Genomic DNA, 17,816 nt, shown 5'->3' on the forward strand with positions numbered 1-17,816 from the left:
ACCTTTTAAAATTTTGTAGCAATCGAAGAAAATTGTAACAACCATTTTTGAAGATGATCCATCCAACTTTCATCTACTAGTGTATTAAGCATCCCAAAACCATGCCCTCCTCTATGATATATATGCATTTCAGCAGATACCCCATTATTAATATAGGCTTTATGATATGCTATACTATTTTCAACAGATACATCTTTGTCATCGGAGCAATGCACTAAAAAAACAGGTGGAGACAATGGATGCACTAAACATTCAGCAGAATATTGTTGAATTAGTTCAACGCTGGGATTAAGACCAATAAAACGATTCCTTGAGCCCAAATGAGTTATTTCATTAGAGAAACTGATAACTGGATATATAAGTATGGAGAAAAGAGGTGGCAATAATTTCAAATCATTCATTCCATTATTTACACTACTTAATATAGAAGAGGCAATAGAAGCCAAATGTCCACCAGCAGAAAATCCCATTAATCCGATGCATGAAGGATTTAAGCCCCAATCATTGGCTCTTTCTTGAACTACGGAAAATGCTTTTTTAATATCAATTAAGGGTAGGGGAATTTTGCTATTAGCAATTTCCCCATGGGGCAGCCGATATTTCAAAACAAAAACAGTTATTCCCCACTCATTTAATTTTTCTGCAACTTCATTTCCTTCAAGGTCAATAGCTAGTTTTTCATATCCGCCACCAGGACAGATAATAATGGAAAGTTCATTTGCCTTTTGCGCTGGAACAAACACTTCCAACTTTGGAGTAAAAAGACCACTTATACATTTAACCCCATTGATGAAAAAGACCGTTTCGTCAGGGGATTGACCTAATTGCGAAGAATCAGCATCTGGAAACAATAGAATCTCTTCTCTTTTATTATTGACCATTGTTTTAGAAATACTGGGTTCAAATATTTATTATGATATTGGCTCGCTTGAAAATAGTGCAAAAAAGCAATCAATACAAATATATCAGTTTCTAGTATGGGTGAATAAAATTCGAGCACTCTCCTGTTTTACGAGTATCTCTCTTCGATGACCCCATATTTTATCTCTAGCAGCCTTGCCTGCAATAGTTGCATCCAAAATTGGAAAAGGATAATCTTTCCCAATGATAATATTGCAAAGTTGCTGCTCCATCAAACTCATTTTATGCGGTTCATGAATGAATGAATTTGGAATATTTTGTAATTCAGGTATCCATTGTTTAATAAAGATTCCTTCGGGATCATGGTCGCTGGATTGCTTAACAGGATTATAAATTCGAATAGTATTCACTCCAGTAGTACCAGCCTGCATTTGAAATTGCGGATAATGAATACCTGGTTCATAATCTAAAAATTGTCTGGCCACATGATGAACGCCTTGTCTCCAATCTTGGTAAAGATGATGACATAAAAAAGAAATCAGCATAGCGCGCATCCGGAAATTAATCCAACCCGTTGTAATTAAACAGCGCATACAAGCATCCACTAAGGGGAAACCAGTTTTTCCTTCTTCCCATGCTTTAATAAATAATTCATTTTTAGGATGCGCAAGTAATTCATATCCTTTGTTAATGCACTTAAATTCATAGTTTCCCTCCACTTCAAATTTTTGAATAAAATGACAATGCCATTTTAATCTTGTGATGGCATTTTTAATAGGTCCTTTAAAATTGGAGATTTTTTGCGCTTCGTTCAATGCTTGATAAGCTTGCTTTACACTTAGATTACCCCAACTGATATAAGGAGAAAGACGAGTGCAGCTTTTTCTGCTTTCGGCTGGCTTACTAATATGCTTACTATAGTTCATTCCTCGCTCTGCAATAAAGCTTTCGAGGTACTTGAACGCATTGTCTTCACCAGCGGGTTGAAATACAGATGGATAAACCTCAAGAGATTGTACAAATTCTATGGGCAAACATTGACGCGGTTTAAAAGCGGAAGTTTGTTTTGGCTAAACTCATTGTTGATGATGGGGCTATGCATGGTAACATTCCATTTTTTATCCCAGTCTTTTCTGTTTCTGATTCCTCTAATAATTCCATCTCTTTGAAACTGCTGCCAAAGAATTTGATTGCTTGAACAAAATGTAGCAATCGCTTTATCTCTGTCGTAAGTTATTTGTGTGCCCGATTCCTGGTAACTAAAAATGGTTTGAAGTTTGTATTGTTCAGCTATCTCTTGAAAAGCTTCTGCCGCTTCTGCATAAAATAAATAGACTTGTCTATTGTAGTTGGCTAACTTTTTATTTAATGCTAGAATTGAATGGTACTGGAATTGTAAATGCCTTACACTGGTATCTGGATATTGAATGATAGATGGTTCAAACACAAAAACAATTAAATAAGGCAACCCGGCTTGCTCTGCCGCCTGCAATGCTGCATGATCTTGGGTTCTAAGGTCTCTTTTAAACCAGACGATATTGATGGGTTGCTTATGCAATTTTATAAATTGAATAGATCATATTAGATTTGTCATTCTATCAATACATAACTTGTACTCCTTCCTCCATCTACTTCCTTCATTAGAATGTTTTTGTTCATTAAATCCTGAATATCTCTCAATGCAGTATCCGAAGAAGTTTTGGTAATTTTTGCCCACTTCGATGAATTCAGTTTTCCTTCAAATCCATCTAGTAACATATTTAACATGTTTTGCTGTCGTATGTTTAAAATAGTTGTCCCATGTTTTTCCCAAAAACGCGCTTTTTTTAATACGCCTGAAAGTGTTTCAGTGTTCGCTTCAAGAGCGTGATCAAGGCAATGTAAAAACCAGGTGAGCCATTCAGTAATATCCATTGAACCTTTCTGTGCGCTTTCTAGGATTTCGTAATAATGCTTTCGTTCTTTTCTTATCTGAGCACTCATGCTGTAAAACCTTTGGGCAGATTCATCGGCACGTGAAAGCAGCATATCCGCTATAGCCCGAGCAATACGGCCATTGCCATCATCAAAGGGATGTATGGTAATAAACCATAAGTGAGCCACTGCCGCTTTTATAACTGGGTCCATATTTATGTCCTCATTAAACCAGTCTATGAATTGCCTCATTTCTGCTTCAAGGCGGTCTGCGTTCGGTGCTTCAAAATGTACTTTTTCTTTTCCTAATGCACCAGAAACTACCTGCATTGGATCGTCTTTTGTATTATCTCGCCAGGCCGCAACTGTAATTTTGTGTATGCCACTTCTGCCTGTTGGAAAAAGAGCCGCGTGCCAACCATACAACCTATCGGCAGACAAAGGATGCTGATAATTTTGGGTGGCATCGAGCAACATTTCTACTACACCATCCACATAACGGTCTGTTGGTACCAAGCCAGCTATATCCATCCCCAGTTTACGGGCAATAGAAGACCGAACCTGTTCTACATCCAGAAGTTCTCCTTCAATTTCACTTGACTTCAAAACATCCAATGTAAGTGTCTGAAGGTTGGCCTCTGCTTTCAGTTGAAAACCCATCGCTTCCATTCTACCCATCAACCGTCCTTGCCTATTTCTGATGTAAGTCAGCAAAGTTGTTAAGCTTTCTTGGTTCCAGCTAAACTTTGGCCACTGAGGTAATTGGTGAATATAAACCGACATTTTCCGCATTATTTGCGGTGAATATACCAAATAATTACCGCATTTGCAATTTTCGCCTTAAATTTTGCGGAGAATAAAGTTATTAATCACCGCATTGGAGTCAATCTTTCTATTTAAGAAAATCAATGCGTGTCATAGCACTTAATACTAAAAAAGAGTACTAATAAAAGCTAGAGTCATATGGCCGGCGAGATTGTGGCATTGAATATTTAAGGACTCTGCATTTTCGTCGTTATTCAGTGAATAAATAGCATTAACACCGCACATGAATTGTTCTCCATTTTCGTTTCTAGTTATCATAATATCTGAGAATCCTCCAAGAATTTTTTTTGATTTTCTAGAAACCAAAGTGATACATCCTTCGGTTGAATAGGAAAAATAGGATTGATCGTTGATGATTCCTTTTTGTTTTAAAACCTTAAAAATAGAGTCGGTAGGTTGAATTATTTCACGAACAGAGTAAAGCTTTCCAGTCAGCTTATTAGAAAAATATTTGGGAGAGAGTAGTTCTGCTATTTCATTAGCAAACTTTTCATGTTTTTGAACTACTAAATAATTTGAATCAAAGAATTTATATAAAACAAATATTAGTACAAGAATCACTATGATTGTCTTTTTTGACATTTGTATATTTATTCGAGGAGTAACTAAATCTTTGTCAGCTAATTTAATTTTTATTTAGCTCAAGTTTTGATTTAATCTGTAAAGATATGGGCAACAAAAAACCCCAACATTGCTGTTGAGGTTGTTGTGGTGTGGGCCGGGATCGAACCGGCGACACAAGGATTTTCAGTCCTTTGCTCTACCGACTGAGCTACCGCACCTTCCGTAGATATTTCCCCTTCGGGGCTGCAAATATAAGGAGTGGAATGGTTATTCACGCATTATCCACTATTTTTTTCTTTAGAATTCGCAATTCTTTGGAGTTCTAGCAAATGCAATCACGTCTCTGATATTGGTCATGCCCGTTACAAACTGCACCATTCTTTCAAAGCCTAAGCCAAAACCCGCGTGTGGCACGGTTCCGAAACGGCGGGTATCTAAATACCAGCTCATTTCTTCGGCAGGAATATGCATTTCTTTCATTCTAGCTTCCAACTTTTCTAACCGCTCTTCTCTTTGAGATCCACCTACTATTTCTCCAATACCTGGTGCTAAAATGTCCATTGCGGCTACGGTTTCCTTGCCTGGCTCGCAACCATCATTCAATCGCATATAAAATGCTTTAATTTTTGCTGGATAACCAGTTACAATCACTGGCTTTTTAAAATGCTTCTCTACCAGGTAGCGTTCGTGCTCGCTCTGCATATCAATACCCCAGCTAACATCGTATTTGAATTTCTTCTTTTTATATGCAGGGCTATCCAATAAAATTTGAATGGCTTCTGTATAAGTAATGCGTTCAAACTGGTTACTGATTACAAAATTCAACTTATCTAACAAGCCCATTTCTGCACGCTCATTTTGTGGCTTCTGTTTTTCTTCTTCCGCCAAGCGCTGATCTAAAAATTCAAGGTCTTCTTTATTATGCTCCATTGCATAACGAATCAGGTACTGAATAAATTCTTCAGCCAAATTCATATTGTCTTCAATATCATGAAAAGCCATTTCAGGCTCAATCATCCAAAACTCAGCTAGGTGGCGGGTTGTATTCGAATTCTCTGCCCTGAAAGTAGGTCCAAAAGTGTAGATCTCCGAGAATGCCATGGCGCCTAGTTCCCCCTCTAATTGTCCACTCACCGTTAGGTTGGTGCTCTTACCAAAAAAATCTTCGGTATAATCAATATTACCAGCAGCATCTTTTGGTGCAGAACCATCCATGGGTAAAGTAGTTACTCTAAACATTTCACCTGCGCCCTCTGCATCACTTGCAGTAATGATTGGGGTGTGTAAATACACAAATCCTTTATCATTAAAAAATTGGTGTACTGCAAACGCCAACGAATGACGAATGCGAAATACTGCACCAAATGTATTGGTACGAAAACGCAAATGTGCTTTCTCTCTTAAGAATTCTAAACTATGTTTTTTCGGTTGGAGCGGATACTTCTCTGCATCTGAATCTCCTAATATTTCTAGTGATACCGCTTTTACTTCAATGGTCTGTCCTTTACCTACACTTTCCACCACTTCCCCTATTACTTTCAGTGATGCCCCTGTTGTAATTCTTTTCAAAGTTTCGTCGTCTAATAATCCCAACGCTACTACAACTTGCAAATTATTATTGGTGCTCCCATCATTTAATGCAATAAACTGGTTGTTGCGAAATGTACGCACCCATCCCATTAAAGTTACCTGATCGCCTGGCTTTCCAGCAGCCAACAGGGTTTTTATCTTGATTCTAGTGTTAAACATGATTTTACGATTGAATTGCTTATTTGGGCAAGGTTTTTGCAAATATAAGCAAACAAGGGGCCGGCTCTATTCTTTTGATGAATCAGGTTGAATAAAAACAGCTTATTATGGAAAAAATTTTGAATACAATTTATTGGGGCAATAGTCTAGAAAAATATTTTTTGGTTTTGGGGGGAATGATACTGGCTTGGGTTTTTTTACGACTAATAAAACACTTAGCTGTAAAAAAATTGACCCGTTGGGCTTCCAAGACTGCCAATCAGTTTGACGATGTAATTGTTAATGCAGTTGATCGTTTTGCGCTCCCCATTGTTTATTTAATGGTGAACTATTCGCTCATACATATTTTAACCCTTTCTACAAAAGCGGAAAGAGTTTTAAGTGTAGCTGTTAGTTTAATTACAATGATTTTTATTGTTAATATGATTAATTATGCCATTCATTATGGCGTAAGGACCTATATGGAAATGAAGGCTGAGCCTTCGGGAAGAATGAAACAATTGACCGGTATTCTTACTGTAATTAAAGTAATCATTTGGTTTTTAGGGATTCTTTTATTGGCAAGTAATATTGGCTACGATATAACTACAATTATTGCAGGACTAGGCGTTGGTGGAATTGCCATTGCCTTGGCTGCCCAAAATATACTTGGCGACCTATTCAGTTATTTCGTTATCTTTTTTGATAAACCATTTGAAGTAGGAGACTTTGTTGTTGTTGGCAACGAACAAGGAGCCATTGAAAAAATTGGTGTAAAAACAGTTCATGTGAGAAGCATTAGTGGTGAGCAACTAATTATGCCTAATTCAGAATTGGTAAAAGCAACCATTAAAAATTTTAAAAGATTAGAGAAAAGAAGAAAGCTTTTTTTGATTGGCGTCACTTATAGTACAGACCCTATAGTACTTGCTGAAATACCCAATATTATAAAAGACATCATCAGTAAAACAGCAGACACAGAATTGATTCGATGTCACTTGTCTGGTTTTGCAGACTCAAGCATCAATTACGAAGTGGTCTATTTTGTATTAAGTGATGATTTTATTAAATATATGGATACCCATCAACAAATTTGTTTGTCTATTGCAAGCAGCTTTAAAGAGAAAAAAATTGAATTTGCTTTCCCCTCTCAAACAATCTATATAAAAAGCACTTAAAAAGCATTTTTTTAGGTTTTATCAAAAATTTTGTAACATTGCAGTGGAAACAATGCTGATTAGCCCGTTATTGAGCTCCAAAATTTCAGTTACTCTCTTTCCAAATCAACCCAATAAACCTTTCTGAGCTTTTTTTCCTTAGACAGGCCTAACCTTTTTTATAGTCTGAATTTGATACCCCCCAAACAATTTTTCCATTTATGTATGACATTCTTCAGTTAAATGACATGCTACTACCAGAGTTACTGGATATAGCAGAACGTTTAAAAATCACTGGTGCAAAAAAACAAGACAAACAGGGCTTAATTTACAAGATCCTTGATTCGCAAGCTGTACAAGAAAGTACCGCTAAAGAGAATGGAGCACCTAAAAAAGCGGGTCGTCCTAAGAAGGCCGTGAATATTAAAACTTCTACTGGCGCTACGGAAGAAGCAGAAGTAATGCAAGAAGCGCCAGCTGCGCCCATTGCAAAACCTGCTCCCATTGCAAAAGCCGCTCCAGCTTCAGCTGCTGCTCCTGATCAAAGGAACAATGAAAATGCAGGTGCAGCCAGACCCATTAGAAAAGCCATGCCACCTACTAAAAAGGGACCTGGCCCAAGACCTAGAACAGATAAGCCTGCCGAAGCACCAGAAACCAATAACAATGATGAACCAGAGAATGACCCAACAGCTAATATAGCAGCGGCCATTATTCAAACTTTGGAAGCAAGTGATAACAATAGTGAATCTGCTCAAGCACCAGAAACCACTTTACAACAAGAACGTCCCAGACACCAACCTATTAAAAAAGAGCCCGTTTTCAACATTGAGTTTGAAGGGGTAATTCCTGGTGAGGGTGTTTTAGAAATGATGCCCGATGGATATGGTTTCTTGCGTTCTTCCGATTACAACTATTTATCTTCTCCGGATGATGTGTACGTATCTCCGTCTCAAATCAAATTATTTGGTTTAAAAACAGGTGATACGGTAACAGGATCTGTGCGTCCACCTAAGGAAGGCGAAAAATATTTTGCTTTATTAAAAGTAGATTTCATTAATGGTAAGCGCCCCGACGAAGTGCGTGATCGTGTACCATTTGATTACTTAACACCTTTGTTTCCTTTTCAGAAACTGAACTTATTTACTTCACCTACCAATTATAGCACCCGTATTATTGATTTATTTACCCCAATAGGTAAGGGTCAGCGCGGATTGATTGTAGCTCAACCAAAAGTGGGTAAAACCATGTTGTTGAAAGAAGTGGCCAATGCCATTGCAGCCAATCACCCCGAGTGTTATTTGATGGTGGTATTGATAGACGAACGTCCAGAGGAGGTAACCGATATGGAGCGCAGCGTAAACGCAGAAGTTATTGCTTCCACTTTTGATGAGCCCGCCGAAAAACACGTGAAAGTTTCTGCTATTGCTTTACAAAAAGCAAAACGCTTAGTAGAATGCGGACACGATGTGGTTATTTTATTAGACTCTATTACTCGTTTAGCTAGAGCCCATAATACCGTTGCACCTTCAAGTGGTAAGGTTTTAAGTGGGGGAGTTGAAGCCAACGCTTTACTAAAACCCAAACAGTTTTTTGGGGCAGCCCGTAAAATTGAGAACGGTGGATCATTAACCATTTTAGCTACTGCCTTGGTTGAAACCGGTAGTAAAATGGATGAAGTGATTTTTGAAGAATTCAAGGGTACCGGTAATATGGAATTACAGTTGGAAAGAAAATTAGCCAACAAACGTATTTTCCCTGCCATTGACTTAGTAGGTTCTTCTACTCGTAGAGACGATTTATTATTAGATAAAGATGTATTACAAAGAATGAATATTCTGCGTGTATTCTTAAATGATATGAATCCAGAAGAAGCTATGAACGAATTACTCAAGCGCATGCGCGGAACCAAAAGCAACGAAGAGTTCTTAGCAAGTATGAATAGATAATTTTTTTGACTGAATATAATTGACAAGGGCACCGCTAGATAACGGTGCCCTTTTTTTGATGTCTGCCCCCAGAAATCAACTGATCATTATCGCTTCTTCAAATATTTTTCCAAATCGATCGGTCGCTTTTACTTTAATTGATTTTGCAGTAGCAGAAGGTTTTATAAAAAACAAGTGCTCGGTTAATGTGGGTTCAATGAACTTATGTTTTTGTGGGAGCGATGGACCCTCGTATAACTCAATGGCCCAAGGATCTTTGGCAACCCTTTGTTCGGGAGCGCCTTTAGAAATCCCATCTTCAAACCACTCAATGGACCACTTTGCATCCCAGTTCCAAATATTCACGGCTAGTTCCTCTGGATATGCTTTGGCATATCCTTTAGGATAAATACGTAGCTGGTGATTATTTTCTTTATCGGTGCTTTTGTAATACCATTTAATATCACTTCCGTTTACTTCATATACCCCATAACCTCTTGGCGTTCCATCACCGCAAATTGGACCGGTCCACCAAGCGCCACAAACAGTTCCATGGTTGTGTTCCATGATATTTCCTTCTTCCCAACTTTCATTAAAATGCGTATGACCTGAGAGAATATGTACTTTGTATGGCGCTAGTAAACTGTAGAGTTTCTTTCTATTGGAAACGGTTCCACCAAAGTCTTCTTCTTTTTTATTTCTTTTGGGTGCACCCGTAAATGTGGGAATATGTAAACTCACCACCACCGTTGTTCCAGGTGCAACCATTTGCAAATCTTTTTCAAGCCAAGCCAATTGATTCTCGGTTAAATAACCAATATACTTTTTAGCTGTACCAATAAAGAAAACATCATCCAGCACTACATAGTGAATAGCACCTCTATTAAAAGAATAATAAGTTGGTCCAAACTGTGCTTTAAATGTTTCTGCAGAATAATCATCGGTTCTTGAGTTCAAATCCATATCGTGATTACCAATCACGTTATAAAATGGAACACCAGTCATTGCAATGGCTTCTTTATAATCTTTAAAGTACTCAAACTTATCCCAAACTAAATCTCCACAACCAATACCATGAAACAAAGTATTAGCTGGATATTGTTGCATCAGTTTTTTAAAATCGGGAACAGTAGTTGCTTTTAACTGTTCACAATCTGATGCAGATATCATTTGTGTGTCGGCCCATACTACAAAATTATGTTGCGCATCATTAGTGGATAATTTGGTTAATACAAAATCATGATTCAAAGTTCCTCGCTTTCCTTTTACAGAAATAAAGAAGCTAGCAATATAATTATCATGGTCAAAAGCATAGCCTGCTGGTGAACTGATATAAACAAAATCAGCATTTTCTTTCACCGTAAACTGGTACTCCCCTTTTTGGTTGGTTTTAAAAACTTGGGTACCATCTGTTATAACTACATTGGCAATACCTTTTCCTTCACTCACCACTTTACCCTTTACTACTAATTCATTTTCTTTTTCAAATGCAGCTGCATTAGTTTCGGTTAATGCAGCGGGCAAAGCAAACACGCCACCTGTTAATCCTAAGTTTTTTAAAAAGTTTCTTCTTTTCATAATGAAATTTTAAACAGGTAAATTATTTCTGCCACCAAACTTTAATATTGATATTGTCTCCGCCCATTGCTTGAACTGCTTGATTATAGTTTTCGGTATTAGTGCTTTGCACGGCTGGCGGATAGCGATAGCGTACAGGCATAATTTTATTATTCAACATACCATCTGCTGTTGGCACAACAGGAAAGCCAGTTCTTCTATACTCAAACCATTGTTGAAAATCGGTAAAATACAAGACATAATATTTTTGCAACATGATTCGCTCCAATGTAGCATTATAGGCGGCTTTGGTATTGGTAAAATAATCTGCTGGCATTACGGCACCCCACTGCTCTATGGAAGCTTTTACGCCTTTTTCATAGGCTGCTTTTGCTGCTACTGCATTATTATTTCTAAACTCTACTTCTGCTTTAATCATTTCTACTTCAGCATAGCTCATTAAAATCACACTTAGTGGAGCAGTTACCAAAGCAATATTTTTGTTAGAAGGAATATAATCAAACTGATTATCGCTTCCAGCATATCCGCTGGGGATTCCTTTATATCCAATATTAGCATTACCAATTTTGTTTCTTGCTTGAGTTAACCATCTAGCTCTTCTTGGATCATTCAAATCATTTAAGTTGTCTGTAAAAAATAATCCAGCTGCTCTAAATGTAGTAAAGTCAATAGCTCTTCCCCATGGTGAAACAAAAGGCGTTACGCCTGATAGCTTTACCAATGCTCCTTGGTCGTTAGATGTGAATACGGGATACTTAACAGGATTATCAATGATGGTTTTTAATTTAGCTAAGGTTCCCATTTCGGTTCGCTTAGACAATCGCAACAACAAACGCATTTGTAATGAGTTGGTAAATCTTTTCCAACTAGCTACATTATTGGCAAACAACATTTCAGTTCCAAAAACCATTGGCCTGGTTGTTACATATAAATTATTGGCAGAATCTAAATCTGCAATAATTTTTTCATACACTTTTTGCTGAGTAGTAAACTTCGGTCTAAAAATTCCCTCATCTCCTTTGGTTGCTTCTTCCATAGGAATATCCCCAAAACAATCCGTTAAGTTTGAATAAATCATTGCGTTTAAAGTCATAGCAATGGCCTGATAATTGGGATCTTTTTGTTCTACCGAAGCAGTATACATTTCTTTTACATTGGTTAACCATCTGTAATAAGTGGTCCAAGTTGAATTACCTGCTGTTTCGGTGATATCATATCTGTGCACTCCACCTGAAGTACTAGGGAAAGGCAACATATCTTGCATTAAGCTGAAGGTAAAATTATCCGATTGACGCATATTGAAAGAAGAGACTTCATACAAAATAGGATTCAATAAAGTTCCTGGGCTTATTTTATTCACCCTATTTGGATCGGTGTTAACTTCTTCAAAATTTTTAGTACAAGACGCCATAAATAATAGCATCAGTGCGGAAAAGACAATTGATATTTTATTTTTCATGAGTTTTTTTTTGTGTGTGTAGGGCTGAATACAATTGGAGGTCAATTAAAATTTAACGGTGATATTGGCTCCAATGGTTCTGCTCGAAGGCAATTGACCCATTTCTACTCCTGGTAAAATAGTAGAGCCGTTTAAAGCAGCTGTTTCTGGATCAAAAATGGGGAAGCTGGTGATCATCAATAAGTCTCTACCATAAAGGGCTACACTTAATTGTTTAAAGAATGATTTACCTAAAATTGACTTAGGAAAATTGTACTCTAACCTGGCTTCACGTAGTTTTAAATAAGAAGCATCAAAACTATTTGACTCAACATTGGCTCTTCTATAATAATCTCCATAATATTCAACTGGTAATACTTTTCTAGTATTAGGTGAATAAGACTTGTCAGGATTTTGTACCACCCCTGCTCCAATAATAAAGTTTTCTTCACGACCAGCTAATGTAGATTTCAACTTTCCCTGCTCCATCATTTTATGGTGGCTTTGAGAATAAATCATTCCACCCAATTGTCCATCTACTAAAAAACTAAACCTGAAATTGTTATAAGTAAATTCATTTCTGATACCCCCTTTCCAATCGGCATAAGCAGAACCGATGTATTGAATTTCTTGTGGTCGTGCTGGCAAACCAGTTGCATTGTAAACAATTTGTCCATCAGGAGAACGCAAGAAACCAAAACCATAAATATCTCCAGTTGTTCCACCTACTCTTGCTTGAATGGTTGCATTACCGCCATAACCAATATCTTGTTTTCCCTCCATGCCTTCAGCTAATTCCATCACACGGTTTTGGTTTTTAGCCCAGGTTAAAATAGTGTTCCAACTAAAGTTTTTCTTTTTAATAATGCTTCCAGTTAATACCACTTCAATCCCTTGGTTTCTTACAGCACCTGCATTCAATACAGCTCTAGCATATCCCGTTGTTGGATCCATTGGCACTTCTAAAATTTGGTTACGGGTAGTATTGCTGTATACTGTTAAATCTAAATTCAGTCTGCTTTTGAATAATCTAATATCTAAACCAGCTTCATAGTTGGTAGAAATTTCTGGTTTAAAATTTACATTATGTAATAAGGTAGGAACAGAACCTGAACCAGGGAAAGGACTGGTACCATAGTATTTGCTGGTTTTGTAAGGATCGGTATCATTACCTACTTGAGCTGCTGATACACGAAGTTTTGCAAAAGATACAGCTGCGGGTAATCTTAATATATCACTTAAGATGATGCTGGTATTAATAGAAGGATAAAAGAAAGAATTGTTTTGAACAGGCAAAGTACTTGACCAATCGTTTCTTCCTGTAACGTCTACAAACCATTTATTTTTATAAGAAAACGAAGCTGTTCCGTATAATGAATTCACTCTTTTATTTCTAGCAATATTGATTACTTCTGGGGTACCTACTCCATTGCTTAACATGTATACGCCAGGTATCACTAATCCAATTACACTTGCATCCATTCTATTGTAATTGGTACTCATGGCATTTCCTCCAACAGAAGCCGTTACATTAATGTCTGATCCTATTTTGTCTTTATAAGACAATAAGAAGTCGCTATTGATTTCGTAATCCTGAATATTTTGCTCTTTATAAAAACCCCTTAAATAGTTGGCAGAAGAATAGGGTCTTTGTTGCTTTCTTATTTCGCTAGATAAATCTATACCAGAACGAAGCATTAAATCAAATTTTTTATTGATGGTATAAGTAGCTGCCATATTTGCTAAGAAGGCATTGCTTTTTACCCCATTGGTCATTTCATATGCAATCAAATACGGATTATCTATAAAGCTGCTGAACGGGTGTACTTGATCTACTTGCTCTTGTCCCTTTTTCCAAATAGGTCTATACCAACTCAAGTCTACATTCGGATTTTGGAAAATCATGAAATAGGCAATCGACTGGTTATTATAACCCGTTGCAGGTAAATTATCACTAGACTTATTGGTGTAATTCACTTTAGCAACAAACTTCAACTTCTCTGATACTTTTTGACTAACACTCAATGCAGCAGTCATTCTTTCAAAACCAGTATTCGGCATAATCCATTCATTTTTTGAATGAGTTAATGAAGCCCTAACCGATCCGTTTTCATTACCGCTTTCCAAAGAAATATTATTGGTGATGGTAGAACCTGTTCTCCAGAAGCCTTTGATATTATTGGGCTGTGCTACCCAAGGCAATCTTGTTGCAGACTGTCCTTCCACATTTGGATCATATTGAAAATAAGATTGTCCATTGAATCTTGGACCAAATGCACTACTGGTTCCGCTTGTACTTCCTCCATCAGCTGAAGCCCCATAGCTATAATATTTTTCTCCAGCAGCATTCAACGCTCTGCCAGTACCCTGACCGTACTCGTATTGATAATCGGGCCATCTTAACACAGTGTTCATGCTCACATTCGAATTGAAAGAAACACCAATACCCTTGTCTTTTCTGGCACCAGATTTAGTAGTAATTAATAAAGCACCGTTTGCAGCCCTGCTTCCATATAATGCAGTAGCACCCGGTCCTTTTAATACTGTTATGCTCTCAATATCATCGGGATTAATATCTGAAATACCGTTTCCAAAATCAACCGGCACATCCGATCCAGATCCTGCACCATAAGCATTGCCTACACCAGAACTGGTACCACCACCATTCATGGGTACTCCATCTAATACAATCAATGCATTGTTTCCGTCTGGGTTCATTGAAGCGTCTCCTCTTAAAGAAACCCTTACCGATCCACCAGGACCAGAACCAGCAGAATATAAATTTAATCCTGCTACTTTTCCTGATAAAGAACTAACCCAGTTATTTGAACGAGCATCTAGCACATCACTCTCTTTCATAGTTTGTGCAGAATAGCCCAAAGCTTTTTCTTGTTTCTTAATTCCCAATGCAGTTACTACCACTTCATTCAATTCTCCAGCCGTTGAACTCATTCTGGTAACAATATTATTACCAGACTTGGTGAAGGAAACAGTCTGTTCTAATTCAGCATATCCAACGTACGAAAATTTTAAATTGTACTTAGCACCTACGGTTAATTGCTTAATGCTATAAATTCCTTTTTCATTGGTGCTAACCGTTTGGCTGCTTGCTCCTTTTATTTGAAGTACTACTGTTACCCCTTGAAGTGGGTCTCCTTTCTCATTTAGTACAGTACCCATAAGGTCTGCCGTAGTTTGTGCATGAACCAACTGAGTTTGCATCATCACTAAAATAAGTGCGAGCAAGCCAACAGTTTTTTGTAAAAAGTTTTTCATAATGCAGTTTTGTTTTATTCAAGCGCGAAAGTATACTGCAATAAAAAAAGCCGCTATAGCAGCGGCCCTTCTTAACTATTTGATAATTATATGGTTACATTATGATAACCTTGTGTTCATGATTTGGTAATACCAATGGTTTAGGGTTTCAATTTCTCTTCAAACAATTTCAAAATTCTTTTATATTCATCGGTCCAACTACTAGGCTCTACAAAGCCATGGTCTTCCATTGGATATACCGCAAGTTCCCAATTTTCTTTTTTGAGTTCAATGAGTTTTTGAGACAAGCGCACCACATCTTGAAAATGCACATTCACATCTACCATGCCATGACAAATCAATAAATGATTTTTTAGGCCCCCTGCAAAATTGATGGGAGATGATTTTGCATAAGCAATAGAATCTTGCACTGGTTCATTTAAAATATTGGCTGTATATCCATGGTTGTAATGAGCCCAATCGGTTACGGGTCTTAATGCGGCTCCTGCCTTAAATACATCAGGTGTAGTAAACAATCCCATCAACGTAATAAAGCCTCCATAAGATCCACCATACAAACCAATTCGCTTTGGATCAATGCCATAATTTTTCACTAAGAAATCTGCAGCATCTACATGGTCGGTTAAGTCTTTCCCTCCCATATGTCTGTAGATACCCGTGCGCCAATCTCTACCATAACCACTGCTGGCTCTATAATCGATATCAATCACCGTATAGCCCTTGTCTACCAATAAATTATTGAACATGTATTCCCTAAAATAACTGCTCCACCAATAATGCACGTTTTGTAAATAGCCCGCACCATGAACAAAAAATACCGCTGCCCCATTTTTCTTTGCTGCAGTTGGTTCATAAATTCTTGCATAAATGGATTGACCATCACGTGCAGGAATGGTAGTCACTTTTGCTTCTTTCCAATCATATTTTTTAAACTCATCGCTCATTGAAAGATTGGTGACCTGAACGGGTTTTTTGCCGGGCGCATTTTCTTGTACAAATAATTCCCAAGGCTTATTGATATAAGAGTATCGATAGGCAATCCATTTTTCATCGGGGCTCATGCTCACTTCATATCCTCCTTCCCATGCCGTGATTCTTTCTTTTGAAGTACCATCTGTTTTAATACGGTACCAATTTAATTTTCCAGGATGTGTTTCATTGGTCAATAAATAAAAATGCTGTTTGGTTTTACTCAACTTCAAATCTTGCACTTCATAATTACCAGCAGTTAATGCTTTTTTATTTTGTGTTTTTACATCGTACATATATAAGTGCGAATAGCCCGAAGTTTCGCTTTGAAAATAAAATTGGTCATTGTTTACCCATCCAACTTTTGTTCCGAAGTTTCCACCACCAATTCCAGGACCACCAATCCATGCATTGTCTCTTTGTCTATCGATAAGCAACAATTTTCCAGTTACAGCTTCCAATTGCATGATCCAACGGTCTTTGTTATCTTGAGAACGAATATCTACAATCGCAAAACTTGCACTGCTGTTCCAATAAGGACCATATATTGCTACTGAACGATTGATTGGTTTTTTTCCTTCATATCTTTTTGGATAATCTTTTGCATAATCGGGTAAGTCTTGAATACCAGGTATGGCATCGGTTTTTATTTGCATCAACGTATCCCGAACACGATCCCAAACATAAAAATCAAATTTGCCCAAGGCATTACCCACTTTAGTTCTGGTATTTAAATTGTTGGTATAACCAGACTCTGTTACATAATCTGGAACAATGGTTTGCTTGTTTCCACTTGGCGCTTGATACAATCGATAAGTTACAAAACGTGCATCTGGACTAATTTGTAGGCCTTGCATCATTCTATCGCCCGTTGCAATTCTTTTGATGGTGTCATTATACACCATTCGATTGTTTCTAACATAATTGGCTCGCTGCTCTCTTTTGTCTTTTCTATCTTTGAGCACTTCAAATAAATCTAATTGTTGCTGTTGCAGCCATCCATCTTGGGTTTGTGAGTTGATTGTAGCCGCGGAGCGATTGAAGTTTCCTACAGTTGTGCTCCCACCGGTACCAATATTGGTCAATTGCATGAGTACACCTGTTTTGGTATGCCACGCAAATAAATTAGGAGACTTGGTAAAAACAATCCACTCATCATTCATGATAAAGGATGGATTATTTTCTTGTTCTTCCGTTTGTGTTACTCGAATGGTTTTATTGGTTTTAATATCCATCCAATAAATGTCTCCACGAAAAGCATACACCACTTGTGTTCCAGATAAATTATAGACTGCATTATTTAATGCGCTGTTTTTTTCAATAATAGTATTATTGGCTTTTTCTGGAGCAGTTGCATTAATTGAAAATGCATACAATGAATCTGATATATTTTTTTGTGGATTCCAATTGAAAAAAACTGTTTTACTATCGTTGCTCCAAAATAAATTTGAAGGCGATGTTCCCATCCACTTAGGATCTCGCATAATATGGTCTACCGTTAATGATTGGGCAAACACTTGTAAAGAGCTGGTAATAAAGACGAGCAGAAATATTTTTCTCATAGCGTTGTTTTACGAG

General features: G+C 37.4%; 12 protein-coding genes and 1 tRNA gene. 2 read left to right on the forward strand and 11 right to left on the reverse strand.

Annotated features, from left to right (window positions below):
• Positions 1-5: 5 nt before the first annotated feature.
• The 7 genes from Q8S25_RS12495 to asnS all read right to left on the reverse strand — a co-directional run bounded on the left by Q8S25_RS12495 (position 6) and on the right by asnS (position 5,913).
• Complete coding sequence (locus Q8S25_RS12495) at positions 6-881, reverse strand: alpha/beta hydrolase (protein WP_305538247.1); 876 nt, start codon at positions 879-881, stop codon at positions 6-8.
• Between the two features lie 84 nt (positions 882-965).
• Positions 966-1,895 carry an FAD-binding domain-containing protein gene (locus Q8S25_RS12500; RefSeq protein WP_305538249.1) on the reverse strand — a complete coding sequence of 310 codons (930 nt, stop codon included), beginning with the start codon at positions 1,893-1,895 and terminating at the stop codon, positions 966-968.
• The gene (locus Q8S25_RS12505) at positions 1,886-2,419 is read right to left on the reverse strand and encodes a deoxyribodipyrimidine photo-lyase (protein WP_305538251.1); all 534 of its coding nucleotides are present in this window, start codon (positions 2,417-2,419) and stop codon (positions 1,886-1,888) included. Before Q8S25_RS12505 ends, Q8S25_RS12500 begins: the two co-directional genes overlap by 10 nt.
• 32 nt (positions 2,420-2,451) lie before the next feature.
• Positions 2,452-3,558: a Fic family protein gene (locus Q8S25_RS12510; protein WP_305538253.1), complete on the reverse strand. Its 1,107-nt coding sequence runs from the start codon at positions 3,556-3,558 to the stop codon at positions 2,452-2,454.
• Positions 3,559-3,705: 147 nt separating this feature from the next.
• Positions 3,706-4,182, reverse strand: coding sequence for a hypothetical protein (locus tag Q8S25_RS12515; RefSeq protein ID WP_305538255.1), 477 nt, complete (start codon positions 4,180-4,182; stop codon positions 3,706-3,708).
• Between the two features lie 127 nt (positions 4,183-4,309).
• Positions 4,310-4,382, reverse strand: a tRNA-Phe gene (locus tag Q8S25_RS12520).
• A 79-nt stretch (positions 4,383-4,461) separates the two neighbouring features.
• Complete coding sequence (gene asnS, locus Q8S25_RS12525) at positions 4,462-5,913, reverse strand: asparagine--tRNA ligase (protein ID WP_305538257.1); 1,452 nt, start codon at positions 5,911-5,913, stop codon at positions 4,462-4,464.
• Between the two features lie 107 nt (positions 5,914-6,020).
• On the opposite strand from asnS, the gene Q8S25_RS12530 reads away from it, so the two are divergent.
• A complete protein-coding gene (locus Q8S25_RS12530; RefSeq protein ID WP_305538259.1) occupies positions 6,021-7,070 on the forward strand; it encodes a mechanosensitive ion channel family protein in 1,050 nt (349 codons plus the stop codon).
• A gap of 227 nt (positions 7,071-7,297) precedes the next feature.
• On the forward strand, positions 7,298-8,998 hold the full coding sequence (rho, locus tag Q8S25_RS12535; protein WP_371131605.1) for a transcription termination factor Rho: 1,701 nt from the start codon (positions 7,298-7,300) through the stop codon (positions 8,996-8,998).
• 75 nt (positions 8,999-9,073) lie between these two features.
• On the opposite strand, the gene Q8S25_RS12540 is transcribed toward rho, so the two are convergent.
• The 4 genes from Q8S25_RS12540 to Q8S25_RS12555 form a co-directional block, all read right to left on the reverse strand.
• On the reverse strand, positions 9,074-10,555 hold the full coding sequence (locus tag Q8S25_RS12540) for a calcineurin-like phosphoesterase family protein (protein WP_305538263.1): 1,482 nt from the start codon (positions 10,553-10,555) through the stop codon (positions 9,074-9,076).
• 22 nt (positions 10,556-10,577) lie between these two features.
• The gene (locus Q8S25_RS12545; RefSeq protein ID WP_305538265.1) at positions 10,578-12,014 is read right to left on the reverse strand and encodes a SusD/RagB family nutrient-binding outer membrane lipoprotein; all 1,437 of its coding nucleotides are present in this window, start codon (positions 12,012-12,014) and stop codon (positions 10,578-10,580) included.
• A 45-nt stretch (positions 12,015-12,059) separates the two neighbouring features.
• Positions 12,060-15,269: a SusC/RagA family TonB-linked outer membrane protein gene (locus Q8S25_RS12550; RefSeq protein WP_305538267.1), complete on the reverse strand. Its 3,210-nt coding sequence runs from the start codon at positions 15,267-15,269 to the stop codon at positions 12,060-12,062.
• 140 nt (positions 15,270-15,409) lie between these two features.
• Positions 15,410-17,800, reverse strand: a complete 2,391-nt coding sequence (locus tag Q8S25_RS12555) for a prolyl oligopeptidase family serine peptidase (protein ID WP_305538269.1) — start codon at positions 17,798-17,800, stop codon at positions 15,410-15,412.
• Between the last annotated feature and the right edge of the window lie 16 nt (positions 17,801-17,816).

The organism is Sediminibacterium sp., from assembly GCF_030695065.1.
GTDB lineage: Bacteria > Bacteroidota > Bacteroidia > Chitinophagales > Chitinophagaceae > Sediminibacterium.